At 67.4% G+C, this 24,882-nt stretch carries 23 protein-coding genes and 3 tRNA genes; 4 read left to right on the plus strand and 22 right to left on the minus strand.

All coding sequences use genetic code 11. The features are described 5' to 3' along the window. Positions 1-70 precede the first annotated feature (70 nt). From ACWKY3_RS13875 to ACWKY3_RS13925, 11 genes are all read right to left on the minus strand, one after another. Positions 71-1,468 (minus strand): helix-turn-helix domain-containing protein, encoded by a 1,398-nt coding sequence (locus ACWKY3_RS13875; RefSeq protein WP_449316984.1) that lies wholly within the window; start codon positions 1,466-1,468, stop codon positions 71-73. Beyond that, complete coding sequence (ispH, locus tag ACWKY3_RS13880) at positions 1,465-2,301, minus strand: 4-hydroxy-3-methylbut-2-enyl diphosphate reductase (protein ID WP_449316985.1); 837 nt, start codon at positions 2,299-2,301, stop codon at positions 1,465-1,467. Before ispH ends, ACWKY3_RS13875 begins: the two co-directional genes overlap by 4 nt. Continuing rightward, positions 2,298-3,128: a lysophospholipid acyltransferase family protein gene (locus tag ACWKY3_RS13885; RefSeq protein WP_449316986.1), complete on the minus strand. Its 831-nt coding sequence runs from the start codon at positions 3,126-3,128 to the stop codon at positions 2,298-2,300. The genes ispH and ACWKY3_RS13885 overlap by 4 nt, the downstream gene beginning before the upstream one ends. Beyond that, the gene (cmk, locus tag ACWKY3_RS13890; RefSeq protein ID WP_449316987.1) at positions 3,125-3,802 is read right to left on the minus strand and encodes a (d)CMP kinase; all 678 of its coding nucleotides are present in this window, start codon (positions 3,800-3,802) and stop codon (positions 3,125-3,127) included. The genes ACWKY3_RS13885 and cmk overlap by 4 nt, the downstream gene beginning before the upstream one ends. After that, positions 3,799-5,133, minus strand: a complete 1,335-nt coding sequence (gene aroA / locus ACWKY3_RS13895; protein ID WP_449316988.1) for a 3-phosphoshikimate 1-carboxyvinyltransferase — start codon at positions 5,131-5,133, stop codon at positions 3,799-3,801. Before aroA ends, cmk begins: the two co-directional genes overlap by 4 nt. After that, positions 5,123-6,298, minus strand: coding sequence for a prephenate dehydrogenase/arogenate dehydrogenase family protein (locus ACWKY3_RS13900; protein WP_449316989.1), 1,176 nt, complete (start codon positions 6,296-6,298; stop codon positions 5,123-5,125). Before ACWKY3_RS13900 ends, aroA begins: the two co-directional genes overlap by 11 nt. Before the next feature lie 87 nt (positions 6,299-6,385). Next, entirely contained in the window at positions 6,386-7,234 is an 849-nt protein-coding gene (locus ACWKY3_RS13905) for a pseudouridine synthase (RefSeq protein ID WP_449316990.1), read from the minus strand. 257 nt (positions 7,235-7,491) lie between these two features. Then, a complete protein-coding gene (gene scpB, locus ACWKY3_RS13910) occupies positions 7,492-8,301 on the minus strand; it encodes an SMC-Scp complex subunit ScpB (RefSeq protein ID WP_449316991.1) in 810 nt (269 codons plus the stop codon). Positions 8,302-8,305: 4 nt separating this feature from the next. Further along, on the minus strand, positions 8,306-9,097 hold the full coding sequence (locus tag ACWKY3_RS13915) for a segregation and condensation protein A (RefSeq protein WP_449316992.1): 792 nt from the start codon (positions 9,095-9,097) through the stop codon (positions 8,306-8,308). Positions 9,098-9,112: 15 nt separating this feature from the next. Continuing rightward, complete coding sequence (locus tag ACWKY3_RS13920) at positions 9,113-9,790, minus strand: site-2 protease family protein (RefSeq protein WP_449316993.1); 678 nt, start codon at positions 9,788-9,790, stop codon at positions 9,113-9,115. A 144-nt stretch (positions 9,791-9,934) separates the two neighbouring features. After that, positions 9,935-10,867: a 4Fe-4S binding protein gene (locus tag ACWKY3_RS13925; RefSeq protein WP_449316994.1), complete on the minus strand. Its 933-nt coding sequence runs from the start codon at positions 10,865-10,867 to the stop codon at positions 9,935-9,937. A gap of 189 nt (positions 10,868-11,056) precedes the next feature. Between ACWKY3_RS13925 and ACWKY3_RS13930 the strand changes: the two genes are divergently transcribed. Beyond that, a complete protein-coding gene (locus ACWKY3_RS13930) occupies positions 11,057-12,283 on the plus strand; it encodes a helix-turn-helix domain-containing protein (protein WP_449316995.1) in 1,227 nt (408 codons plus the stop codon). After that, entirely contained in the window at positions 12,280-12,420 is a 141-nt protein-coding gene (locus tag ACWKY3_RS13935) for a hypothetical protein (RefSeq protein WP_449316996.1), read from the plus strand. Before ACWKY3_RS13930 ends, ACWKY3_RS13935 begins: the two co-directional genes overlap by 4 nt. A 117-nt stretch (positions 12,421-12,537) precedes the next feature. Here ACWKY3_RS13935 and serC read toward each other — a convergent pair whose 3' ends face one another. From serC to ACWKY3_RS13950, 3 genes are all read right to left on the minus strand, one after another. After that, complete coding sequence (serC, locus tag ACWKY3_RS13940; RefSeq protein ID WP_449316997.1) at positions 12,538-13,620, minus strand: 3-phosphoserine/phosphohydroxythreonine transaminase; 1,083 nt, start codon at positions 13,618-13,620, stop codon at positions 12,538-12,540. A gap of 252 nt (positions 13,621-13,872) precedes the next feature. Beyond that, positions 13,873-14,343 (minus strand): tRNA (cytidine(34)-2'-O)-methyltransferase, encoded by a 471-nt coding sequence (locus ACWKY3_RS13945; RefSeq protein WP_449316998.1) that lies wholly within the window; start codon positions 14,341-14,343, stop codon positions 13,873-13,875. 1 nt (position 14,344) lies between these two features. Then, positions 14,345-16,405 (minus strand): ABC-F family ATP-binding cassette domain-containing protein, encoded by a 2,061-nt coding sequence (locus ACWKY3_RS13950; protein WP_449316999.1) that lies wholly within the window; start codon positions 16,403-16,405, stop codon positions 14,345-14,347. Between the two features lie 311 nt (positions 16,406-16,716). On the opposite strand from ACWKY3_RS13950, the gene ACWKY3_RS13955 reads away from it, so the two are divergent. After that, on the plus strand, positions 16,717-17,100 hold the full coding sequence (locus ACWKY3_RS13955) for a MerR family transcriptional regulator (RefSeq protein WP_449317000.1): 384 nt from the start codon (positions 16,717-16,719) through the stop codon (positions 17,098-17,100). 96 nt (positions 17,101-17,196) lie between these two features. Here ACWKY3_RS13955 and ACWKY3_RS13960 read toward each other — a convergent pair whose 3' ends face one another. The 3 genes from ACWKY3_RS13960 to trpS form a co-directional block, all read right to left on the minus strand. Next, entirely contained in the window at positions 17,197-18,222 is a 1,026-nt protein-coding gene (locus tag ACWKY3_RS13960) for an aldo/keto reductase (protein WP_449317001.1), read from the minus strand. Positions 18,223-18,374: 152 nt separating this feature from the next. Then, a tRNA-Asn gene (locus ACWKY3_RS13965) sits at positions 18,375-18,449 on the minus strand. 76 nt (positions 18,450-18,525) lie between these two features. Next, entirely contained in the window at positions 18,526-19,572 is a 1,047-nt protein-coding gene (gene trpS, locus ACWKY3_RS13970; protein WP_449317002.1) for a tryptophan--tRNA ligase, read from the minus strand. A gap of 194 nt (positions 19,573-19,766) precedes the next feature. On the opposite strand from trpS, the gene ACWKY3_RS13975 reads away from it, so the two are divergent. Next, positions 19,767-20,282, plus strand: a complete 516-nt coding sequence (locus ACWKY3_RS13975) for a DUF6125 family protein (RefSeq protein ID WP_449317003.1) — start codon at positions 19,767-19,769, stop codon at positions 20,280-20,282. 53 nt (positions 20,283-20,335) lie between these two features. Here ACWKY3_RS13975 and ACWKY3_RS13980 read toward each other — a convergent pair. The 5 genes from ACWKY3_RS13980 to rpoD form a co-directional block, all read right to left on the minus strand. Next, positions 20,336-20,410, minus strand: a tRNA-Ile gene (locus ACWKY3_RS13980). A 39-nt stretch (positions 20,411-20,449) separates the two neighbouring features. Then, positions 20,450-20,524, minus strand: a tRNA-Val gene (locus ACWKY3_RS13985). A gap of 175 nt (positions 20,525-20,699) precedes the next feature. After that, positions 20,700-21,047, minus strand: coding sequence for a hypothetical protein (locus tag ACWKY3_RS13990; RefSeq protein WP_449317004.1), 348 nt, complete (start codon positions 21,045-21,047; stop codon positions 20,700-20,702). A 100-nt stretch (positions 21,048-21,147) separates the two neighbouring features. Then, complete coding sequence (locus ACWKY3_RS13995) at positions 21,148-23,454, minus strand: class I SAM-dependent methyltransferase (RefSeq protein ID WP_449317005.1); 2,307 nt, start codon at positions 23,452-23,454, stop codon at positions 21,148-21,150. Between the two features lie 48 nt (positions 23,455-23,502). Beyond that, positions 23,503-24,666, minus strand: coding sequence for an RNA polymerase sigma factor RpoD (rpoD, locus tag ACWKY3_RS14000; protein WP_449317009.1), 1,164 nt, complete (start codon positions 24,664-24,666; stop codon positions 23,503-23,505). Between the last annotated feature and the right edge of the window lie 216 nt (positions 24,667-24,882).

The raw sequence follows: 24,882 nt of genomic DNA on the forward strand, positions 1-24,882 counted from the left end.
CTTTTCGGAGGGCCCTCGATGCGCTTCAGGGGCAAACACGCGGTCGGGACGGCAGCCTTCATGGGGGGCGTCAGAACGCCCGGTCGATCAGCTCGTCGCGGCTTTTGACGCCCACTTTCTCGTAGATGTGCTTAACGTGGGTTTTCACAGTGCTCGACGAGATGAACAGCATCCTGCCCACCCCCTCGTAGGACCTGCCCTCCAAAAGGCAGGAGAGCACCTCCCGCTCGCGCGGGGTAAGCCCGTAACGCTCGCTCATCCGGGCGCTGATGGCCTCCTGCACGGGCGCGGAGGACCCCGTCGCGTCGGACACCTGGTTCACGGCCAGCACCACCACGTTGAAGGCGAGGTACGCCAAAAGCGCTATCGTCAAAACGGTGGGCAGGGCCTGCGAATCAAGCACCGAGGCCAGCGCCTTGCCCGTCAAAAACCCCGCGCCGTACACGACCATCTTCGCGGCAAGCGGCGCCAAAGGCGACACGCCGCTGCCCCGCGAGGCCACGACGATGGCCACGAGCACATAGACCTCGAGCAACGACAACCCCACGTAGTACGCGGCGTCAAGAAGAACAGACAAGCTTGCGGCCCCGCCGAGCTGCCCCAGCACGAGCGAGGCGAGCAAGAGGATGGTCGAAAGGGGAAACACCGCCCCGAAGAAGGCGAACCGGCCCTTGGAACCGCTGCGGGCGCGAAACCCAAAAAACACGCTCAGGACGCAGACCAGCAGGGCCGCCGCCACCGAGATGAGCGGACGGTACGCGTCGACCGCGGCCTCGCCCCAGGAAAGCCCCGTGCCGAACGCGACGGCGGCCGTGGCGGCGAGGGGGCCTTTCAACGTGAGGAGCAGGCTTTGGGGAAGCCGCTGGCGCCCGGAAGGGCTCTCCGTCCCGGGCGCGCCGTCTCCCACAAGGCGAAACGAGCGGTTCAGCATGACGAGCGAGAGCGCCATCACGACGCAGAACGCCGCGCACCACGCCGTCTGCGCCCGCATGTCCACGTACGTCGCCGCGCGCACGAGCACGCTGACGACCAGGGCGCAGGAGACGGCTGCGGACAGCTGCGGGAACGGCAACGCCTCGTACACCCGCGCCCACAGCAGCGTGTACAAAACGAACCCTCCCCCGAACAGCAGGCATGCAAGGAACTGAGCGGCCAGGCGCAGCGGGCCTCCCAGCAGCAAGCCCGCCTGGTCAAGAGCCACGCCGGCGGCGAAGAGCAGCCAGATGGCCAGGCAGGCGCGCCCGTCGGGACGCAACCCGAAGCGCCCTGCGGCGAGCATGCGCGCAAGCGCGGCGGCCGCACACAGCATCATGGCCGCCTGCACGAACACGGGATGGAAGTGAAAGCCTTCCCCGGGAACGAAGAACAGGCGGTTGAAGAAGATGTAGGCGGAGGAGTAGTACCCCGCCAGGCAGGCAAGCCCCAAGCGGGAAGCCTTCGCAAGCTTCGGCGCGCCGGGGGCGCTCACAGCGCCTCCAGGCGCTCCACCACGGCGGCTATCTGCGACTCGGGAGTCGAGGCGCCGGCGGTCACGCCCACCGTCGCGCAGCCCGCAAACCAGGCGGGATCCACCTCGTCGGGCGCCTCCACATGGTGGGTGCGCGGACAGGCGGCGGCGCAGATGTCGGCCAGGCGCGTGGTGTTGGAGGAGTTGCGCCCGCCGATGACCACGATGGCGTCCACCTTTCCCGCAAGCTCGGCGGCGGCCTCCTGGCGCTGGCGGGTGGCAAAGCACACGGTGTCCTTCACCTCGCATGCCACGCCGCGCGCGGAAAGCGCCGCCCTCACGGCGTCGAGCGCCTCGCGCGTCTGGGTGGTTTGCACGACAACGCCCGTTGGGGAATCCAGATGCGCGGGAAGGTCGTTTGGCAAGGCCGCCACGCACACCTCGCCGCCCGCCTCGCGCGCATGCGCGACGAGGCCCTCCACCTCGGGATGCCCCGCCTCGCCCACCACCACCACGCGCCCGCAGCGCCGCGCCAGCTCGGCGGCGGCCTTCTGCGCGCGCGCCACATGCGGGCAGGTGGCGTCGATGAGCGGCAGCCCGCGCTCCTCCACCGCACGGCGCACCGCCGGTGTCACGCCGTGGCTGCGGATGATCACCGGATTGTCCCCCGCTTCCTCCACGCCGCCGACGGCGCGCACGCCACGCCGCTCAAGGTCGGCCACCACCTGGGGATTGTGGATGAGGGGCCCAAGCGTTGACGCGCCGTCTCCCGCAGAGGCGGCCGCAAGGGCCATGTCGAGCGCGCGCTGCACGCCGTAGCAGGCGCCCGCGTGCCGGGCGAGAATCACCTTCATGCGCGCCCCCTGCTCGCCACGACCTCCTGAGAGGAGTGCTCGGGCACGGGATGCTCCGCGAACACCTCCGTGAAGTCGCGCCCCTCCGGGAACAGCGCCCGCATGTCCACCTGCTCGCGCGGCACGCGCTGCGACAGCGCGAAGCACTCGCGCATGGCGTACCACGTGCAACCCTCCAGACGGTCCTCCTTCGGCAGGAAGTCGAAGTCCTCCACAAGGACGGGGTCGCCGTACTCGATGGTGATCTTGGGGAAGCGGAAGCGCTCGCCTTTGCGCTTGACGTTCTCGGCGTTGCGCACGGTCATGGGCAGGATGGGGGCCTTGCCCATCTTGGCGATGAACGCCGCGCCCGAATGGATCTCGGGCGTCTTGGAGCCTTTGCCGCGACGCGTGCCCTCGGGCAGGATGCCCACCACCTCGTTGTTCTTCAGCATGCGCGTGGCGCGCTTGATGGCCGTGCGGTCGGCCGCGTCGCGCTTGATGGGAAACGCCCCCACGCGCGAGAGGATCTGGCCCACCAGGCCGTGCGCGTTGTCGAACAGGCTCTCGCGCCCCATGAAACGCACCCACTGCGCGGGCCTCGTGGCCAGGTACATGAACGCCACGTCCAGAAACGACGTGTGGTTGGCCACCACCACAACTCCGCTTTTGCCGTCGAAGGCGCGGATGCTCTCGCGGTTGTCCACACGGTAGCGAAAGCACACCTTGAACACGAGCGAGAGGAACACCCACAAAAAGTTGCCCGCCCAGTGGGGCACCTGCTTCTCGTCCGACGTGCCGCCAAGGGGCATGTCCCACATCTTCTCGTAGGGCAGAAACACGCTCATCGCGCGCCCTTCTCGCGGGCGAGGGCGCAGATCTCGTCGATCACGTCTTCAATGTAGCGGCCTGTGGAGTCAAGATGCACGGCGTCGTCGGCCGGGCGCAGGGGCGAGGCTGCGCGGGAGGAATCCACCTCGTCGCGGCGACGGATGTCGGCGAGCACCTCCTCGTAGTCGATGGAGCCCACGGAGCGGTCCACGTTCTGGCGCACGCGGCGGTGCGCCCGCTCCTCGGCCGAGGCGGTGAGGAACACCTTCACCGGAGCCTCGGGGAACACCGTCGTGCCGATGTCGCGGCCCTCCACCACGTAGTCGCCCGAGCGCCCGATGCGCCGCTGCTGCGCGACAAGCGCCTCGCGCACGGCGGGCACGACCGACACGGGACTCACGGCGCGGTCGATCTCGGCGGTGCGGATGGCGGCGCTCACATCCTGGCCGCCGATGGACACGCCCTTGGGCATGGGGTCGCCGGGATCGTGGAAGAAGGCTATCTCCCGCTCGCGCGCGATGCGGCCGAGGGCCTCGGCGTCCTCCAAAGACGCGCCGTCCTCAAGCGCCTGCCAGGCCACCGCCCGGTACATCGCGCCGGTGTCCAGGCAAGAGAAGCCCAGCGTGCGGGCGACCGCCTTCGCGACGGTCGATTTTCCGGCCCCGCTCGGACCGTCGATGGCGATGATCATCGTGCGAGCCTTTCTATGTCGGAGAGGAACTGAGGGTAGCTGATCTTGACCGAGTCGAAGTTCTTCACCTCGACGGGTGCCGTGCCGCACAGGCCGGCGAGCGCCCAGGTCATGGCCAGGCGATGGTCGCCTTTCGAGTCGAAGGAGGCGCCGGCGGGCGTGCGCAGGCCGGGCTGGCCCTCCACGAACAGGTCGTTGCCGTCGGCCCATGCGTCCACGCCAAGCTCCCCCAGCCCCTCGATGACGGCGGCCAGGCGATCGGTCTCCTTCACGCGCAACTCGCTCACCTCGCGAAACACCGTCACGCCGCGCGCATGCGCCGCCACGAGCGCGAGCACGGGCACCTCGTCCACGATGGTGGCTATCTTCTCGGCGGGCACCTCGCAACCGCGCAGGTTAGGCGTGTGGCTCACCGAGATGACGCCGTAGGGCTCTTTGCCCGCCGAACCCGTGTGGCGCACGCTCACGTCGGCGCCCATGCGCTCGAGCGTGCGCACGAACCCGATGCGCGCGGTGTTGAGGCTCACGTTCTCCACCTGCACCGAGCTGCCGGGCCGTATCGCCGCCGCGCAGGCGATGAAGGCCGCCGACGAGGGATCGCCCGGCACCTGCACCTCGCACGCCTCAAGGCGCGCGGGACCCGTGACGCTTGCGGTGCGGTCGGCGGCGGTGGTGTCCACGCCGAACTCGGGCAGCATGAGCTCGGTGTGGTTGCGCGAGGGGGCGGGCTCGTTCAAGACGGTGGTTCCCTCGGCGAACACGCCGGCCAGAAGCACGGCGGTCTTGAGCTGCGCGGAGGCCATGGGCGCGTCGTAGGAGATGGCGCGCAGCCTCCGCGATCCGCACACGGTGATGGGCAGCGTCTCGCGCCCCTCGGGCAAAAAGCGCGCGCCCATCTTCATGAGCGGCGCGGTGATGCGGCGCATGGGGCGCTTGACGAGCGACTCGTCGCCGGTCAGCTCCACCCGCACGTCCCACGGCGCGAGCACGCCCATGAGCAGGCGCGCGGTGGTGCCGGAGTTGCCGCAGTCGATGGGCCCGTCAGGCTGGCGGGGCCCGCGCGCGCCCCAGCCGGTGACGCCGCCGCAAAGGCTGCCGTCGGCGGCCTTCTCAAGCGACACCTCGGCGCCGAGCGCGCGCACGGCGCCGATGGAGGAGCGCACGTCCTCGGAATCGAGCACGCCCGAAAGACGCGAGGTGCCCTCGGCCATGGCCGCGAACAGCACGGCGCGGTGCGATATGGACTTGTCGCCGGGCACGGAGGTGGAGCCGCGCAAAGGCGCGGGCAGGGGCGCGACGACGGTTGCGCCCTGCATCTGGTCAGTCGACATGGGTGTGCTCCTTTGCCGTCAGGGGGCTGAACGATACCGAGAACCCCGCGTTGATGAGCTGCGCGGACAGCTGGCCGATGTCACCTTCGTCGGTGAGCACCAGGCTCAGCACCGCGCTATCGGCCGTGACGTGGTCGATCTCTATGGACTGGATGTTGCAGCCCACCGAGCTGGTGACGGTGGTGACCTCGGCCACCACGCCGGGGCGGTCCTCCATGGGGATGCGCACCTCCAAAAGCCGCTCGGTGGAGGGCACCCAGGCGGCCGGCAGCGCGCGGCGCGCCTCGGCCGCCTGGGCCAGAAGCGCGGTGAGGCGCGCGCGATCGCCGGCTTCGAGCGCGTCGGCGAACGAGGCGATGATGCCCTGCATCTCGGCAAGCCCCGCCGAAAGCGCGTCTTTGTTGTCGAAGGCGATGCCGCACCACAGCTGCGGAGAGCCGGCCGCGATGCGCGTGGTGTCCTTGAAGCCGCCGGCGGCCAGGCGCATGAGCGCCTGCTGGTCGTCGGCGTGGCGGCTGGCCAGCTGCACGAGCGAGGACGCCACGAGGTGCGGCACGTGGCTCACCACGGCCACCGCCGCGTCGTGCTCCTCGCGCGGCAGGGCCACGACGCGCGCGCCGAGCGAGGTGACAAGCTCATGGAGGCGCGGGAAGTGCTCGGCCGGCGTGTCCGCGTCAGGGCAGAGGATCCAATGCGCGCCTTTGAACAGGTCGGCGCGCGCGCCGTCGATGCCGTTTCTCTCCGAGCCCGCCATGGGGTGTCCCGGCACGAAGTTCTCCGGATGAGGCAGCGTGCGGGCCGCCATGTCGCAGATGCGCGCCTTCGTGGACGCGGTGTCGGTGACGATGCCGCGGAAGTCCCACGCGGCCAGGCGCTTCAGATGCTCCCCCACCGCATCCACCGGTGCGGCCAGCACCACCAGATCGCAGCCGTCCTCCAGAAACGCGCGGAACGCCGGCTCGTCCGGGCGCGCGGCCGCGCCCGCCCAGCCGCGCTCGAGGGCCTCGGCCAACGTGCGGTCGTCAACGTCGACGGCAAGCAGCTCAACCTCTGGATGCGCCTCGCTGACAGCTGCGGCAAACGAGGCCCCTATCAGGCCAAACCCTACCACGGCAATGCGCTTGAACCCCGATTCCGCCCCGTGCGCCGCATGCGTCCGCGCCATATGGTGAGACACCTCTCCCTTTCGTCTCGCAAACCTCTTCTCGTTGTGGGAAAGCGGCGCAGGGCCGCCTCCGGCATCATTCTAGCATTAATCGCGCTCGGCGGCGGCCGCATGGAGCGCGGCCACCTCCTCTGCGGAAAGCTCGCGCCACTCCCCGCGCGGCAGCCCCCCCAGCGCAAGCGGGCCGAACGAGTCGCGATGCAGCGCCACCACCGGATGCCCGATGGCCCCGAGCATGCGTTTGACCTGGCGCTTGCGCCCCTCACACAGGCAGATGCGCACGTAGGAGCGCGCGCTCGCCCGCCCGCGGAGCACGTCGGCGTACTCGCGCGAGGAGCGCGGGGGCACGGCGGGCGGAACGGCGAGCACGCGCCCGGCGGCCCGCGCCTCGCCGCCGTCGAGCACGCGAACGTCGGCCGGCTGGGCGGGTCCGTCGTCAAGCATGATGCCGCGGCGCAGCCGGTCAAGCTCGCCTTCGGTGGGACAGCCCTCCACGCACGCCAGGTAGCGCTTGGCAACGTGGCGCTTCGGGTGCAGAAGGCCGTTTCCCAGCTCGCCGTCGGTGGAGAACAAAAGCAACCCCGTGGTGTCGGCGTCGAGCCGCCCCACCGGGAAAAGCCCCGGGTGAGCGGCCACGGGCACGAGCTCCGCCACGGTCGGGCGCCCCTGCGGATCGGACATGGTGGTCACGTAGCCGGCCGGCTTGTGCAGCATGAGCGTGACCGGCCCGTCGGCCAAGCGCACCACCGCACCGTCCACGGCCACCTCGTCCACAAGCGGGTCAACCTTGCTGCCAAGCTCGGTGACCACCCGGCCGTTCACGGTGACGCGCCCCGCCGTCATGAGGTTTTCCGACCCCCGCCGGCTCGCCGCTCCCGCCCGCGCCAAAAACTTCTGCAGCCGCATAGGAACAACACGATCCTCGTTGCCGCACATCACAAGCCCTCCAAAACCATCAGATCCTCCCCACCCTTTCCCCTCGTATCCGACGCGCGTTCAAAGTCCATGCCACGCCCGCCGCTTCGAAGGGCGGCAAGGGCGCCCATCAAGCGAACCCCACGGCAAACCCACCGCCCTGAAAGGCGGCGGAGGCGTCCGCCAAGCGAGTCCCGCAGCGAAGCGAGGACCGTCTGAGCGACTGGACGCCCCCGCCGCCTTTCGGAGCACCGCCACCATCCTCCTGAGCGACACGTTCACTCGTCGTCGGTCTCGAACGTCAGCGCGTCGAAGTCGATCTTCTCCACCAGCCCGAATCCGCTCGCCATGGCGTCGGCGAGCATCTGCCGGGCCGCGTCGGCCGCCGCCTCCTCCCGCGGGCTTTGCGCGGCGAACACCGTCGCCTCGTCGTCGAGGTCGAACTCCACGCCGTCGAGCGGATCGGCCGCCTCGGTGTCCAGGCGCGCCTCCTCGGCGATGCGCACGTCCTCGCGCGAGGCGCTCAAGCGCTCGCGAACAAACGCGCGCGTGTCGTCGTCGGGAGCGAACTGGTCGAGGTCGGGCAGATCGGCCGTCGAGCGCAGGCCGAACTTCTCCAAAAACGCGCGCGTGGTGGCGTAGAGCGTGGGATTGCCCGGCGCGTCGACTGTGCCCGCCTCGCGCACGAGGCCCTTCTCCACAAGCGAGTTGATGGAGCTGTCCGAGTTCACGCCGCGCACGCTGGCCACGCCCGAGCGCGTGACCGGCTGCAAATACGCCACGATGGCGAGCGTCTCCATGGCCGCCTGCGAGAGCTTGCGCGTGTCCCACGACAGCACGTAGCGCTCGATAAGCTCGTGGTAGATCGGATGCGTGTACAGCCGCCAGCCCCCGGCCACCTCGCGCAGTTGGATGCCGCGGTCCTCGTTGGCAAGCTGCTCGCGCAGCTCCTCGAGCGCCCGTTCCACCGCAGCCGGCTCCACCTCCAGCATGTCCGCGAGCGCGATGACGCCCACCGGCTCGTCGGTGACGAACAGCAGGGCCTCCACCGCGCCTTTGAGCTGGCTTTCCCGCAATCCCTGAAACATGGGCCTACCCTTCCCCAACCGATGTGAGGGCGTCGTCGCCGTCGAGCAGAAGCTCGCCCGACCCCTCGATGTAGCGGATGTCGATGTCGCCGAACTGCTCGGACTGCTCGATCCTCACCATCGCGCGCTTGTACAGCTCCAAGACGGCCAGAAACGTCACCACCACGACGGGCACGGGCGTGCGCGCGTCCGCAAGCTCGGAGAAGCGCAAGCACTTCTTGTTGCGGATGCGCTGGTGGATGGCGCGCACGTGCACCTCAACCGGGATGGGCTTCGCCGCGATGTGCTCGGACTCCAGCAGGAACACGTCGCGTCGCGCAAGGGCGCGCGCCGCCAGAAGCGCCAGGCCGTCAAGCGTGACGTCTTTCAGATAGTCCGGCATGAGGTTGAGAAAGCACGCGTCGGGACCGAACGGACGCGGATGCATGCGCCCCTCGCTCACAAAGCGCATGTGCAGCGCACCGGCGGCGTTCTTGTACTGCTTGTAGGACAAAAGCCGCTCCACCAGAATGTCGCGCGCCTCGCTGGGGGCAAGCTCCTCCAGCTCGTCCACCGCCGCGTCGCGCTCGCGCGGCAGCAGGCTTTCGGCCTTGATCTCGAGCAACGTGGAGGCCACCAGCAAAAAGTCGCTCGCCACGTCGAGGTCGAGCGCGTCCATGCGCGCCACCTCGGCCAGATACTGGTCGGCGATCTGCGTGATGGAGATGGCCCCTATGTCCACCTTCTGCCGGCTGACCAGATGCAGAAGGAGGTCGAAGGGCCCCTCGAAGCTGTCTATGCGAACCTTGTACGACACGTCGACGCCCGCCTGCTAACCGAACGAATACAAAAGATCGAACACGGTCCCCGCCGTGGCGTCCAAATAGATGCCCACGGGGTTCACGTGCAGCACATAGGGCACCAGGATGACCACGACCATGAAGATGGGAAGCGCGTACTGCTGCACCTTGTAGTACTGCGGCAGGTACTTCCGCGGCAGGACGAACGCGAAGATGGAGGAGCCGTCAAGCGGCGGGATGGGCAGCAGGTTGAAAAAGGCCAGGTACAGGTTGATGAGCGAGAACATCGGCAGGAACAACGCGTAGAAGTAATAGAACAAATCGCTTGCCGCCATGAGCGAACCCGTGGGAAGGGCCGTCCGCACAGCGAACGACGCCGCAGCCCCCAACGCCGCCATGACGAGGTTGGCGGTCGGCCCCGCCAAGCCCACGATGAGGTCCCCTTTGCGCGGATCCTTGAAGTACGCCGGATTGTAGGGCACCGGCTTGGCGTAGCCGAACACCGGCATGTTCATGGCCATCAGGCACAGCGGCATGATGACCGTGCCGAAGGGGTCGACGTGCTTGAGCGGGTTCATCGACAGGCGGCCCGCGTGCTTGGCGGTGGGATCGCCCAGCCGCCACGCCGCAAAGCCGTGCGCCGCCTCGTGCAGCACGATGGCGGGAATGAAGCTCAGGATGGAGCAGACGAGGTACGGAATGGAAATCATAATGACGCCCAGTCTAGCGCAACCGTGCCGCCCGACGCATCTGACAGGCGAAACTTCACAAGGAAACGCAGCCGGGGCCCGCGCGCAGGAGGGAACGGCGCGCGGACCCCGGACAGAAAGGAGGGCCGTCGCAAGGGAGGGTCGTCACAGATGGACGACGACGTCCTTGCGCGACCAGTAATGCTCGCCCTGCTCGAACTCGCTCGCCGGGAAGAAGTAGCGGCCCTGATGGCGACACACATAGGTGCAACGCTGGCAGTGGACGCACACGTCCTCGTCAATCTCGAGCGTGGTCGCGTCGATTGCGCCCGCCGTGCACTCCTGCGCGCACGTGCCGCACTTGATGCAGTTGTCCGGGTAGTACTCCTTCGTCGTGGTTGATCGGTAGATCGTGCCCTTCGGATTGTAGTTCTCATAGCAGCTCTCGTCGCCGACGATGGTCACGGGCTCGAGAGAGCCGGAGGCGATCTTCTCTTTGATCGAATCTGCGAATTCCTGGATGGCAGCGCGGTCATCGCTGTCGGGGCGTCCGTGCCCGAGGAACCGCCCGAGCGTATGGTCGGTCACGATCTCGATGCCTCCGATCACGTTGAAGCCGTTCGCCTTCGCCGTGTCCGCTATGAGCGAGGCCGTCATCTCGGCTTTGCGGTTGCCGAAGCAGGCGGCTGCGATGCAGGGCGTGTCGCTGCCCTTGAGGTTGGTGAACAGGTTGTCCACCTCCACCGTGCGGCCGGCGATAGTGGAGCCTATCATGATGACAAGGTCGGTCGGCTCGAAATCGATCTTCTTCATGCGCGACTGGTACGACGTCTGGTCGATCACTTCGACGTCGTCGGACAGGTAGTTCGCCAGCACAAGCCCCGCCGCGAGCGTGTTGCCCGTCGGCGAACAGGCGCAGAGCTTCACCTTCAGGCTCTCCTCCCCGGCTTTCCCGGCATCCGAGCCGACTCCCTCCGAAGGAGCGTCCTTCGAAGCGGCGGCGCATCCCGCCAGCCCGAGAACGCCCGCCCCCGTCGCCGAAAGCCCGAGGACCGCCCCCGACGTCTTCAGAAAAGCACGACGCGAAACATCGGCCATTTTTCTCCCCTTTCCTTCCTTCTCTTCCCGATGGGTCCTTCGTCCGGACCCTTTCGTCCCCATCTTAGGAAGGTCCGCCGCTTCTGGGCGAAAACGGACAGGAAAGAGCAACGCACCGCACAAGTTTGCAATGACGTGCACCGTCTTCGCTAACTACAATGGGAGGCGCAAGGAACCGAGAAGGAGACGATGGTGTACACGTACGACAAAGGCCGGACGCTCAAAGGGGCCGTCATCAACGAGATGCTGTTCGGGCAGAGCCAAACGGCCTGCGAAAGGCTCATGGTCGACCTGGGCGTCTCGATGAACATCGACTTGAAACGCTTCCGCCTCTGCCTGACCGGCATTCCCAAGCAGGTGTACGCCCCACGGTTCGGCAAGGACCTCGACGACTTCTTCCGCCTGTACGGCTCGCTGGAGGACGAAATGGCGCGCTCGCTGTCAGAGTTCGGCATCGCGTTCGACGCCGCCATCGTCAAATACGACGGGACGAAGCGCATCCTCTACCTTCTGTCCCCCTCACCCTCCGCCGATCGGTCGCTCGAGGCCGCCGAGCTGCTCCATCGCCGCATCCTGGCCTTGTATCGCTCGTGCTGGGGACTCGGCGATGACGCGTACGTGTGCGTGACCGCGCTCTCCGAAGAGCTTCGCGGGTTCGAGTCCCTCGCAGAGGGTTTCGTCCGAACCCGCAATCTGGCAAAGCTCTCGTTTTTCCTCGACCGCTCGCTCCTCATGACCGACGATGAGTATCGCAGTCGGCACGTTCCTCTGAGCGCCGACGGGCTTGCCTCCAGCCTCAAGCGCATCGAATCGCTCATCGTCAGATCGAGCGTCGAAGAGCTGGAGGAGGCAGTGCGCGTCTTGTTCTTCGAGCAGCTGCGCTCCTCGTTCAGCCTGCGGGCCTGCTCCGATGCGCTGTCCGAGATCCGCAGCCTGGCGAGGCGCTACAACGAGGTCTTCCTCGCGCGTCTCGACTCTGCCCGCCTCGAAGGCCTCTCCCTCGAAGGGCATGACAACCTGAAGACGGTCTACGAGGAGGCTCGCGCCGTGCTCGTGCACTGCGCGCGAGCCTCCTCGCGAACCGGACTCGAAGTGGGGCGCCTATCGCTCGAGGCGGTGCGCTTCATCCGCGAACGCTACGCGGAGACGTTCACCGTCGACGAGATCGCACGCGAGATCGGCGTTTCCCCCAACTACCTGAGCCGCGTCTTCAACGGCGAGATTGGCGAGAGCATCCCCTCCTACGTGGCGAAGGTCCGCCTCGCCCGCGCGATGCAGCTGATCGAGACGTCGGATGCGACCATCGCCGATATCGGGGCGCGCTGCGGATTCTCAAGCGCCGCGTACTTCAACCGCGTTTTCAAGCAGAAGACCGGATGGACGCCCGCGCGGTACCGGGAGCGCAAGCGCGCGTGAGCGCGGCGAAGACCACGGCCGACTACTCGAGCGCTTTGGAGGATATCCCGGTAGAGATGCTGTTCCCGGCCTCCGACACGGCCGACTTCATCAACGGCAATGCGCTCGCCATCGACGGCGGCTGGAGCGCGTACTAGGCATTCGACCCGCAATAACGTTAAAGCGGCCGGCCCCCTCGGAGCTGGCCGCTTTTTCCGCGGAACGATGCGACGCCTGTGGCAGGCAACGGGGATCGCGGGTCGGCAACCGAGTCCCTACGCGTTCTCGGCCTCGAATTTCTCCATGAAGCGCACGAGCGCCTCCACGCCCTCTCGCGGCATGGCGTTGTAGATGCTCGCGCGCATGCCGCCCACGCTGCGATGGCCCTTGATGCTCTCGATGCCCGCGCCCTTGGCCTCGGCCACGAACTTGGCGTCCAGATCGACGTCTCCCGTGACGAACGGCACGTTCATAAGCGAGCGGTCCTCCGCACGCGCCGTGCCCTTGAACAGCTTCGACTGATCCAGGTAGTCGTAGAGCAGCTGCGCCTTCTCCACGTTGCGCTCGCGCATGGCCGCAAGGCCGCCCTGCTCTTTGAGCCACTTGAACACAAGCCCGCACATGTAGATGCCGTAGCACGGCGGCGTGTTGGAAAGGCTGCCCGCGTCGGCCTGCGTCTTGTAGCGCATGATGGTGGGCGTGAAGGGCAGCACGTCCTCGCGCACCAGGTCGTCGCGCACGATGACGATGGTCACGCCGGCCGGGCCCACGTTTTTCTGCACGCCGCCGTAAACGAGGCCATAGCGGGACACGTCCATGGGCTCGGAGAGGAACATCGACGACACGTCGGAGACGAGCGGCACGTCGCCGGTGTCGGGCAGCTTCGGGTAGCGGGTGCCGTAGATGGTCTCGTTCTGGCAGATGTAGACGTAGTCGGCGTCGGGCGCGAATTCGAGGGCATCCACGTCGGGCACGTAGGAGAAGTTGCCGTCCTCCGAGGAGGCAACGCAACGCGCCTCGCCGTAGAGCTTGGCCTCCTTGAACGCCTTCTTCGACCAGGAGCCGCTCACAATGTAGTCGGCCTTTTTATTGCGCATGAGGTTCATGGGAATGGCGGCGAACTGCTGGGTGGCGCCACCCTGCAAAAACAGCACGCGGTAGTTCTCCGGAATGCCCATCAGCTCGCGGATGTCGGCCTCGGCCGTCTCGATGATGCCCTTGAACGCCGCGGAACGGTGGCTCATCTCCATGACCGACATGCCGCACCCCTGGTAGTCGAGCATCTCGGACGCGGCCTGGCGCAGCACCTCCTCGGGCAGCACGGCGGGACCGGCGGAGAAGTTGTAGACGCGGGACATGGGGACCTCCTTGGTACGTGCGCGGACGATGCGTCCCAGTATACACACGATCAGCCCCGCTCGCCCTCCTCGTCCGCTCAAACGGCGAAACGGGCGCGGGAGCGGCCGAGACGACCTTCAAGCCGCCCGCGCGCCCGGGCGGCTCCGGCAACCCTCAGACACTCCGGCAACTCCGGCAAACACCGGATGCCCGGGCGGCTCCGGCGGGCGCCGGACGCTCTGGCGGCTTCGGCGGGCGCCGGACGCCGCCGCTTACGAAAGCCCCGGCCAACCCTGCTGGCGCAACGCCTCGTAGGCGGCCACGGCCACGGCGTTGGAGAGGTTGAGGCTGCGCAGGCCCGTGCGCATGGGAATGCGCACGCAGCGCGGGGCCAACGCCTCGATGAGGCCCAGGGGAAGCCCGCGGCTCTCGCGGCCGAACAGCAGAAACGCGCCCTCGCCATACGAGGCGTCGGCAAGCGAGCGCTGCGCCTGGCCGGTGAACAGGTGCAGCTCCTCGGCGCCGTGCGCCTCCAAAAACGCTTCGAGGCAAGGCCAGCGCACAACATCCACCTCGTCCCAGTAGTCGCAGCCCGCACGGGCAAGCTGCTTTTCCGTCAGCCGAAACCCCATCGGCTCCACGAGGTGCAGCCGCGCGCCCACGCATGCGCACGTGCGCGCGATGTTGCCCGTGTTCTGCGGAATCTCCGGCTCCACGAGAACGACGTTGAGCGGCGCCCCCATGCTAGCGCTCCTGCGCCTGGCGGGCCATCTCGGCCTCCAGCTCCTCGTTGAGCGCGAGCCACTCCTCCTCGGCGGCCGCCAAGCGCTGCTTGAGCTGCGCATGCTCGGAGATGGCGTCGGAGGAGGCGTCCTCGTTTATGTAGAAACCCGGATCAGCCATAAGCTCCAAAAGCTCCGCCATGCGCGCGTTGTCGCGCTCCATCTGCGCGTCCAGCTCGGCGATGCGCTTGCGATGGTGCTTGAGCGCGGCGTAGGCGCGGTTGCGCGCCTCGGCCTCGCGACGCTTCTGCTCCTTGGTTTTGGGAGCGCTCGCCCGCGGCGCGGTGAGCCCGGCCTTCGACCCCGGCTTGGCGGTTGCCGACGCCGCCTTCGCAGGCGCCTTCGCGCTCCCCCGCTCCCGTTCGCCGCCGCCTGCTCCCTCGCTCATGACCTCGTCCACAAGCGAGCGCTCCTCAGGTGCCGGGCCGTCCAGCTGGCCGCTTTTGAACAGGTAGTAGTCGTAGTCGCCGTCGTAGACGCTCACGCGCCCGGGCGTCACCTCCACGATGCGGTTGGCAACGCCGCGGATGAGGTGGCGGTCGTGCGTGATGAACAGAATCGTGCCCTCGAACGCCTTGAGCGCCTGCTCCAAGATGTCGGCGCTCGCTATGTCAAGGTGGTTCGTCGGCTCGTCAAGGCACAGAAGCGGCCGCGGCGCCACCAGCATCTTCGCGAGCGCAAGCCGGCTTTTCTCGCCGCCGGAGAGCACGCTCACGCGCTTGTCCACCGCATCGCCCGTGAACAGAAACGCGCCCAGAAGCGTGCGCACCTGGCTGATGGTCCAGCCGGGCGCCACGCGGTCCAGCTCCTCGAACACAGTGTTGCCGGGATGCAGCTCCTCCAGCTGGTGCTGCGCGTAGTAGGTCTTGGTCACGTGCACGCCGTAGTCGATGGCGCCCGCATCGGGCGCGAGCGCCCCGGCGATCATCTTGAGCAGCGTGGACTTGCCGGCGCCGTTGGGACCCACGAGCGCTATCTTGTCGCCGCGGTACATGGTGAAGTCGAGGCCGTCGTAGACGGCCTTGTCGCCGAAGCGCTTCACCAAGCCGCGGGCGCGCACCACCTCGTCACCCGTGCGCGGCGGCTGCTTGAAGTTGAACTTGACCGTCTTCTTCTCCTCGGGCAGCTCGATGCGCTTGATCTTCTCGAGCTTTCTCACGCGGTCCTGCACCTGCTTGGCCTTCGTGGGCTTGTAACGGAACCTCTCCACGAACGCCTCCATGTGGGCTATCTCCTCGTCCTGCTTGGCCTTTTCGGCGCGCAGGCGCTCAAGGCGCTCCTCGCGGGCCTTGAGGTAGGCGGAGTAGTTGCCCTTGTACAGGTTCACCTGCCCGTTGTCCACCTCGGCCACGCGGTCCACCATGTTGTCCATGAACGCGCGGTCGTGGCTGACCACCACCACGGTGCCCGCGTAGCCGCGCAAAAAGCCCTCGAGCCACTTCACGCTCTCCAGGTCCAGATGGTTCGTGGGCTCGTCGAGCAGGAGCACCTCGGGGTTGCGGATGAGCAGCTTCGCCAGCGCGATGCGCATCTGCCAGCCGCCGGAGAACTCGGTGGTCAGGCGGCGCAGATCCTCCTCCTTGAAACCCAGGCCGAACATGACGCCGCGCACCTTGGCTTCGATGGTGTAGCCGCCCAGCGCCTCGTAGGCGTCGCGGGCGCGCCCCGCCGCGGCCAGCTGCCGCTCGGTGGGGTTCTCGCCCAGCCCCTGCTCCAGCTCGTAAAGGCGCCGCTCGGCTTCGAGCACCTCTGTCTGCGAGGACATGACCTCCTCGAAGATGGGCCGCTCCCCCATCTCGATGGCCTCCTGCTCCAGGTAGCCCACGCGCGCGCCCTTCGCGAACAGCACCCTGCCCTCGTCGGCGTCCTCCTTGCCGGAGACGATGTTGAGCATGGTGGTCTTGCCGGCGCCGTTGGGGCCCACGAGCGCCAGGCGATCGTACTCCTCCAGGCGAAACGTCACGTCGTGAAAGAGCTGGCGCCCTCCGAACGACTTCGCGATATGTTCGAGCTGCATGATCATGGTGCGTGCGCGCTTTCTGCTTGTCCGTGCGTGTCTGCGTGGTGCGCGCCGTATCGCGCGCAATTTGCTTATGATAGCGGAAGAACCCGCCTGCGGAAGAGTCGGCGCGCCGTCATCAGAGCACCTACACCGCCCACGGCGTGCGCGTCCGAAGGCCGCGAGCCTTGCCGCGACGCTAAGCCCCAAGATCCCCGGCCGCGCACGCCCCGCCGCGCCCGAACCCTGAACCGTGCGCCCTCCCCCGCTAAAACCGCTTGACTTGGAGCGCACTCCATGTGGTTCAATGCGCACATGATAACGAGGAGGCGCACATGAAGATAGCGGAAGTGAGCAAGCTCTACGGGCTTTCGGCCGACACCCTGCGCTACTACGAGCGCATCGGCCTTCTGCCCGGCGTCGCGCGCAACGAAAGCGGCGTGCGCGACTACAGCGAGCAGGACTGCGCGCGCGTGGAGTTCGTGAAGTGCATGCGCGGGGCGCACGTGTCCATCGAGGCCCTCATCGAGTACATGTCGCTGCTCGAGGAAGGCGACGCCACGCTGGAGGCCCGCAAAGCCATCCTGGAGGAGCAGCGCGATTTGGCGCGGGCGCGCATCGAGGAGATGCAGGCGGGCCTCGACCGCCTCAACTACAAGATAGAGAACTACGAGGACGCCATCCGCTCGGCCGAGCGGAAGCTGCAAGGTGAGGACTAGGCCCGATCCGGCGCCGGCCTTCCAACCGCAGGGCCGACAAGGCCCACCCCCTCCCCGTCCCGGCGCCCCGCGCCCAGCCGCAGGGCCGGTCCGCGGTCAGGCCGCGCCCCCGGCGGCGAGGACGCGCCGGTAGTCCTCGCGGTTCTTCCTCAGCAGCGCGGGGACGTCCAGCCCGTAGGGGCACCTCTGCGTGCAGGCGCGGCATTCAGTGCAGCGCTCCGTGTCCTCCATGGCCCGCCGCCACCGCTCGGTAAGCCAGGCATCCGAAGGCGCGCGCCGCAGCATGAGCGCCATGCGCGCGCACTGGTTGATGACGATGCCCTGCGGGCATGGCATGCAGTAGCCGCACCCGCGGCAGAAATCGCCCGCCAGCTCTGCGCGCTCGCGCTCGACGAACGCGCGCAGCCCCTCGTCCATAGAAGGCGCGCCGCCCATGTACGAAAGCCATTCCGCAAGCTCGTCTTTCCGCTGAATGCCCCAGATGGGCAGCACGTTGTCGAACTGGGCCATGAACGCCATGGCCGCGCGGCTGTCGGTGATGAGGCCGCCCGCAAGCCCCTTCATGGCCACGAATCCCACGTTCGCCCGGCGACACTCCTCGACAAGCTCCTCTTCGCGGGCGCCCGACAGATAGCTCAGCGGGAACTGGAGCACCTCGTACAGCCCGCTGCGCACGCAGTCGAAAGCCACCTCTATCTTGTGGGCCGTCACGCCGATGTGGCGGATCTTGCCCTGCTCCTTCGCCTCCAGCATGCACTCGTACATGCCCGTGCCGTCGCCGGGCGCGTAAACCTGGTCGACGCAGTGGAACTGATGGACGTCGATGCAGTCTGTGCGAAGCTCGGCCAGCGACTCCTCGAGGTCGGCCCAGAACGCCTCGGGGGTGCGGCCCATGGTTTTGGTGGCGATGACCACCTCCTCGCGCATGCCCTCGAAAGCCAGCCCCACGCGGTGCTCGCTGTTGGAGTAGGCTCGCGCCGTGTCGAAGTAGCGCATGCCCCCTGCGAACGCCTCGCGCAGAAGCGCCACGGCCTCGTCCTCGCCGACGCGCTGCAGCGGCAACGCCCCGGACCCGTTCTGCGGCACGGTGATGCCCGTGCTCCCCAACGTCACATCGCGCATGGCGACCCCCTTTCGTTTCCACCCTCAACCCCGCTGCGTTGCCCGGCGCGCCAAGGCCGGCAAGGCAAGACCCCCAAACGCCGAGCCAAACCGCGAAGAGGAGCCCAAAATGAAAATCAGCCCCCGGAAACGGAGACTGATCTGATGTTCTATGGCTCCTCGGGTAGGATTCGAACCTACAACCCTCCGGTTAACAGCCGGATGCTCTGCCGTTGAGCTACCGAGGAATACGCTGCGCTTTCACGCGCAGGAATGCATTATACCGGAACAGAGGCGATGCGCAAGGCCGAATTTCAGCTTTTTCTAGTACACCATGCGCATGGCCTCGCGCACCTCGCCAAGCGTGGCCTCGGCCATCTCGTTGGCGCGGCGGTTCCCCTCATGCAGCACGTCCCAGATGTAGTCGCGGTCCTGCGCAAGGCGCTCGCGGCGCTCGCGGATGGGCGCAAGAAAGCCGTTGACGCTTTCCGTCACGTGCTTCTTGAGCGCGCCCGCGCCCGCATCGCCTATCTCGGCGGCGATGTCGGCCTCCGCGCGGCCCGTGCACAGCGCCGCCGTGGTCAGAAGCGCCGACACGCCGGGGCGGTTCTCCTTGTCGAAGGTGATGAGGCGCTCGGAGTCGGTCTTGGACTTCTTGATGAGCTTGGCCGTCTCCGCCTCGGTCAAAGACAGGCTGATGGCGTTGCCGTAGCTCTTCGACATCTTGCGCCCGTCGAGGCCGGGTATCTCCACGGCGTCGTTGAGCAGGCCCTCAGGCTCTGGGAACACGCGCCCGTAGCGCTCGTTGAAGCGGCGGGCGATGTTGCGCGTCTGCTCGATGTGCGGCAGCTGGTCTTTGCCCACCGGCACGATGTTGCCCTTGCAGAACAGGATGTCGCAGGCCTGGTGCACGGGATAGGTGAGCAGAAGCCCCGTGAGCGCGTGACCCGACGCGTCCATCTCCGACTTCACCGTGGGGTTGCGCAGAAGCTCGGACTCGGTGACGAGCGACAAAAACGGCAGCATGAGCTGGTTCAAGGCCGGCACGGCCGAATGCGTGAAGATGACGGTCCTCTCGGGATCGATGCCGCAGGCCAGGTAGTCCACCACCATGTTGTACACGTTGTCCTGGATGTGCTCGGTGGTGTCGCGGTCGGTGATCACCTGGTAATCCGCGATGATGATGCGCGAGGCAACGCCCGCATCCTGCAGCGCGACGCGCTCGCGGATGGTGCCGAAGTAGTGGCCCAGGTGCAAACGGCCCGTCGGGCGGTCGCCCGTGAGCATGGTGTAGTTCTCGGGGTGGACGGAAAGGTCGGCGCGAATCTCGTCGCTGCGCTTCTTGCTGGCTTCAAAGCTGTCGGTGCTCATGGAAAACTCTCCATCCTTGGTCGTGCGCGATCGGTCGGCAACGCAACAGTATAGCGGTTTTGGACGGTGCGCGGGGGCGTCCGCAAGGGCTATACTGGCAAGGACCATTCACGGACCATTCACGTTGCCTGCCGGGCCGCCCGCCAACCGCCGGAGGGCCCGGCGGACAGCGCGCCTTAGACGAAAGGACGGACATGAACGACGCCTTGCGCGCGCTTTCCCGCGACGATCTGCAGGAGCTGCTCGTCATCTACGCCAAAAACCTCATCACCCTCGACGGCACCTGGTTTCAATCGCTTGAGCAAGACGACGGCATGGACGCCGCCATGCACCACGACGGGGAGGCGTGGCGGCGCTTCAGCAAAAGCGAGGCGCGGCGCATCAAAAGCTTCCTCGGTCTGGAAGAGCGTCCGGGACTCGAGGGCCTTGCCCGCGCGCTGCCCTTGCGCTGCCAGTCGGCAGCCAACGCCGACGAGCTTTTCTTCGACGAGGACGGTGCGCTTGTCTACCGCATCACAGACTGCCGCGTGCAGAACGCGCGCGAGCGCAAGGGCATGGGATTCCACCCGTGCAAACGCGTCGGCATCGTGGAGCATCGCGAGTTCGCGCGCGGCATCGACGAGCGCATACGATGCGAGTGCTTGAGCTGCTTTCCCGAGGTGACGGACGCCACCTGCAACTGCTCCTGGCGCTTCACCCTGCAAGCGTGACCGCGAAGACGCGAAACGGCCGCACCCCGAGGGGATGCGGCCGTTGAGGTTTTTGGTGGGCCCAGCAGGACTCGAACCTGCAACCAAGGGATTATGAGTCCCCTGCTCCGCCATTGAGCTATAGGCCCTTGAAAAAAGCCCCCGATCTCCGGGGGCTTTCGAGTTCGTGGTGGTCGCTACAGGATTTGAACCTGTGACCCCCGCCGTGTGAAGGCGATGCTCTCCCGCTGAGCCAAGCGACCGGTTCGTTGCGCTTGCAACGTTTGAACATTCTAGCGGTACCCGACGCTTCGCGCAAGAGGCAATTTGCCACAGCTTCACGTCGGCTCCACAGGAGGCTCCACAGGAGCGCCCGCCAACCCGGCGCGCCATCGCCTGCCGGGCAACCCGGCCCCGCTTCCTCCGCTGGCCCGGCCTTCAGCCGAGCATGGACTTGCACTCCTTCGCCTGCAGCGCGGCGAAGGCTATAAACCCTATAAGGAACACGACGGCAAGCGCGAGGAGCGCCCTGCGCACGGGCCCGTCCGACGCCATCGACATCGCGAAGGCGGATACCATCAGGGCGGCCGCGGACCACAGAGCAAGCGCCGCCCAACGCACGGCCTTCCGGCGCGCGCCCTCGTCGGGACCGCCGTCGAGGAACCTCCTGCCACCGGGAACGAAGCGGAAGCACCTTTCGTCGCCCCGGAACAGAAACGCCCCCGCCACAACGAGAACAACGGAAACGATCACCGTGTTAGCGGCATCCGCAATGATGGAAGCCATCCTTCCCCTTCCTTCCTCTCGCGCCTTGAAAACGCGCCCATGTCCGCGTCCATCATAAGCGAACTCTCCAAATTCCGCTAGAAACCACGCGCACGCCCCGTCAAGCCCTTCTCACCAGGTAGCATTTGTGGATGCGCGGCGTGCGCGCGAAATCGTGCGGGATGGTCTGCGCGGTGATGTCCTCCAACGTCACGCCGTACTTGGCGAGCGCCTCCTTATCGGGCTTGAACGAACGCAGGTTGCACGAGAACACCGCCTGCCCTCCGTCGGCAAGAAGGCGCGTCACGCCTATGAGCAGCTCCACGTGGTCGCGCTGCACGTCCCAGGTGCGCCGCCCCATGGCTTTGGAGTTGGAGAACGTGGGCGGATCAACGAACACCAGGTCGAAGCGGCGACCGGCTCGGCGCGCCTCCGTGATCCAGCGCATGACGTCGCCGCGGGCGTAGGAGTGCTCGGCCCCGTCGAACCCGTTTTGCCCCATGTTGCGGGCCGCCCAGTCCAGATAGGTCTGGGAAAGGTCCACCGTCACGGTCTGCGCCGCCCCGCCGGCAGCCGCATGCACCGTCGCGGTCCCCGTGTAGCCGAACAGGTTCAAAAAGCTCTTGCCGGCGGCCAGGGATCCCACAAGCTCGCGCGTGACGCGATGGTCCAGGAACAGCCCGGTGTCAAGGCGTCCCGAAAGGTCCACCTCGAACAGCAGCCCGTCTTCCTCGACGTGCGTGACGTAGGGCCTCCTTCCCGCATCGCGATACTGGCTTCCGCCCCGGTCGCGCTCGCGCACCTTCGAGAACACGTGGTCGGGACGCACCCCCATGACCGCGGGCGCGAGCACGAGCACGTCGTCGAAGCGGCGACGCGCCTTGCCGGCATCGATGCTCGCAGGCGGGGCGTACTCGGCGATGTGCAGGTAAACGTTGCCGGCAGCCTGCCCCGCCCCCGTGTACACGTCTATGGCCACGGCGTAGTCGGGCAGGTCGGCGTCGTAGACCCGGTAGCACCCAACGCCTTCGCGGCTCGCCCATTTGCGCCGTTCCTTGGCGTTTTTGCGCAGCCGCGCGGCGAACTGCTCCGAATTGGGCTCCAACACCTCCACGCGTCGCTGCGCGCCCCCCGCCGTATCCGGCACCATAACCGTCGCAGCTTGGCGGGGCGGCCGGTCGAACACGAGAACGTCCGCCGCCACCCGGTCCCGGCCCAGCTGCGCGCGAACGACGGGCTCGCATCCGAAGCGCGCCTCCATGCCCTTGAAACCGACGAGCGCGAACCGCGAACCGCCCGACGCGGCGCGCGCAGCGGCTGAAAACGAGGCGGCCCGTTCCAACGCGCGAGCGTCGGAGGCGGCAGGCGCGTCGGGGTCCTCGACGCTCGCCACCAGGCACGCCCGCGCGCCTCCCTCGGGCGTGGGCGCGCCTTTCGCCGCGCGCAAGCGCCCCACCAGACTCTCCATTTCCCGAGCGTCAACGAACTCGAAGCTTAAGGCCTGCCGCAGCCCCGCGCGGCGGGCACGGGCGCGGGCACGGGCGACGGCCGGGGAAGAGGTGCAGGCCCCGCCGAAGCGCGTGTAAGCCGGATCGGGAGGCGCCGACGAGGGGCCGTCGAGCGTTCCGGGCGCCGTCGCGTCCGCAAGGCCGCGCTCGAACCGCGCATCCGCGTCGGCCAGAAGCTCCTCCCACGCCGCTTTGTCCGCGCATGCCCAACCCGCAAAGCCCCACGCATCGCGCGCCAAGCCGGGAGCTAAGTCGCACGCCACCAAGGCGGCCTCCATCGCCAAAGCCCCGTCGCCGCAAGCCGGATCAACGAACGCCGCGCCCTCGCGCGCCATGCGCTCCCATCCCGCCAAGGCGAGCAGGCCCGCCGCCCGGCCGCATTCCAGCGCCGCGTCCGGCCCGTCCTCCTCGTCCAGGTAGCTGCGCCGGTACAGCGACGCGCCCGACAAGTCGAGCGACACCGTGGCGCGCCCGTCGCGCACGCGCACGTCGATGGCGGCGTCTGCCGCAGCGGCGTTCACGTCCGGACGGCTTCCGCGCGCCTCGCGCAGCCGGTCGCACACGGCGTCTTTCACCTTGAGGGCCGTAAAGCGGGTGTTGCGCAGCTCCGCGTTCGTGCCATGGGCCTGCACGGCGATGCTCGCCCCTCGAGCCACCACCTCCTCCCAAGAAAGGCGGCGCACGCCCTCGTACAAAAGGGGGGCGTCGGCGGCGTTCACGCGCCCCACCACCAACGTGATGCGCGACGCCAGCCGCGACCACAGGCACGCCGAGAGGGCCCTGCGGACGTCGCAGGAAAAGGACACGCCTCCGGCCAGCGGGCGGATTCGCGCGCAGCCAAGCCGCCTCAGCTCGTCGGCCAGCGGCCGCTCAAGGCCGGCCAGGCAGCTTGCGAACAGTTCATGGTTCTCGTTTTCCATAAAAGGGCCCTTCACGCAAGTTCGCCGGCCCTAAGGCCGGCGAACCCGTCAGTCTTCCAGATAGTCCTTCAACTTCGAGGACCGGGACGGATGCCGCAGCTTCGCGAGCGTCTTGCTCTCGATCTGGCGGATCCTCTCGCGCGTGACGCCGAACTCGCGCCCCACCTCCTCGAGCGTGCGCGGATGGCCGTCTTCCAGGCCGAAGCGCAGGCTGATCACCTTGCGCTCGCGCTCGGCCAAGCCGTCGAGCACCTTGCTCAGCTGCTCCTGCAGCATGCTGAACGAGGCGGCGTCGGGCGGCACCACGGCGGCGTCGTCCTCGATGAAGTCGCCCAGCTGGGAGTCCTCCTCCTCGCCGATGGGCGTCTCAAGCGACACCGGCTCCTGGCTGATCTTCTGGATCTCGCGCACGCGCTCCGGCGGCAAGCCCATCTCCTTGCCGATCTCCTCCGGCGTTGGCTCGCGGCCCAGCTCCTGCAGAAGCTGTCGCTGGATGCGCACGAGCTTGTTGATGGTCTCCACCATGTGCACGGGGATGCGGATGGTGCGGGCCTGATCGGCGATGGCACGCGTGATGGCCTGGCGGATCCACCAGGTGGCGTACGTGGAGAACTTGAAGCCCTTCGTGTAGTCGAACTTCTCCACCGCGCGGATAAGTCCCAGGTTGCCCTCCTGGATGAGGTCGAGGAAGAGCATGCCGCGGCCCACGTAGCGCTTGGCTATGGACACCACCAGGCGCAGGTTCGCCTCGATGAGCTGCTGCTTGGCGTCCAAGCCCACCTGCTCGATGCGCGAGAGGCGGCGCTTCTCGCGGCGCTCAAGCTCTATGCCCTCGTCCTCGGCCTTGTCCAATTCCTCCATGGCGGCCACGCCGGCCTCTATCTTCATGGCCAGGTCTATCTCCTCGGCGGCCGTGAGCAGGGGCACTTTGCCGATCTCTTTGAGGTACATGCGCACCGGGTCGCCCGTGAGCATGGTCACGCCAGCGTCGGCGCTGCGCTTGCGAAGCGACGACCGAACGCGGGCGCTTTTGCCTCCCACCTTGGGAAGCTGCACGTCGCTGGCAGCCTTGAGCTCCTCCTCGGGAATGCCTTCGAGAAGGTCCTCCCCTTCGGAGCCATCGTCTGACAGGGCGCCGTCCAGCTTGTCGTCGTCCAGCGTGTCGGACGCGCCCACGTCGGGCTCGGCGTCCATCGCGTCGTCTTCCAGCATCTCCTCGGATTCAATCGGGGCGTTCGCTTGATCGTTCGCTTGTTTCTTCGGGGCTCGGACCACGTGGTCTTCCTTTCCGACAGGACGGGCGCACGAGCATGCGCGAGGCACGCAACGGGCGCAAAGATACAGCAGAACACTATACCATAAAATCGGGGCGCGAGAAGCCAAGCTTGCAGCCGATCACGCCTGCAAGCCTTCCGCATGTCTCCTGCC

It is taken from the genome of Rubneribacter sp., from assembly GCF_965361815.1.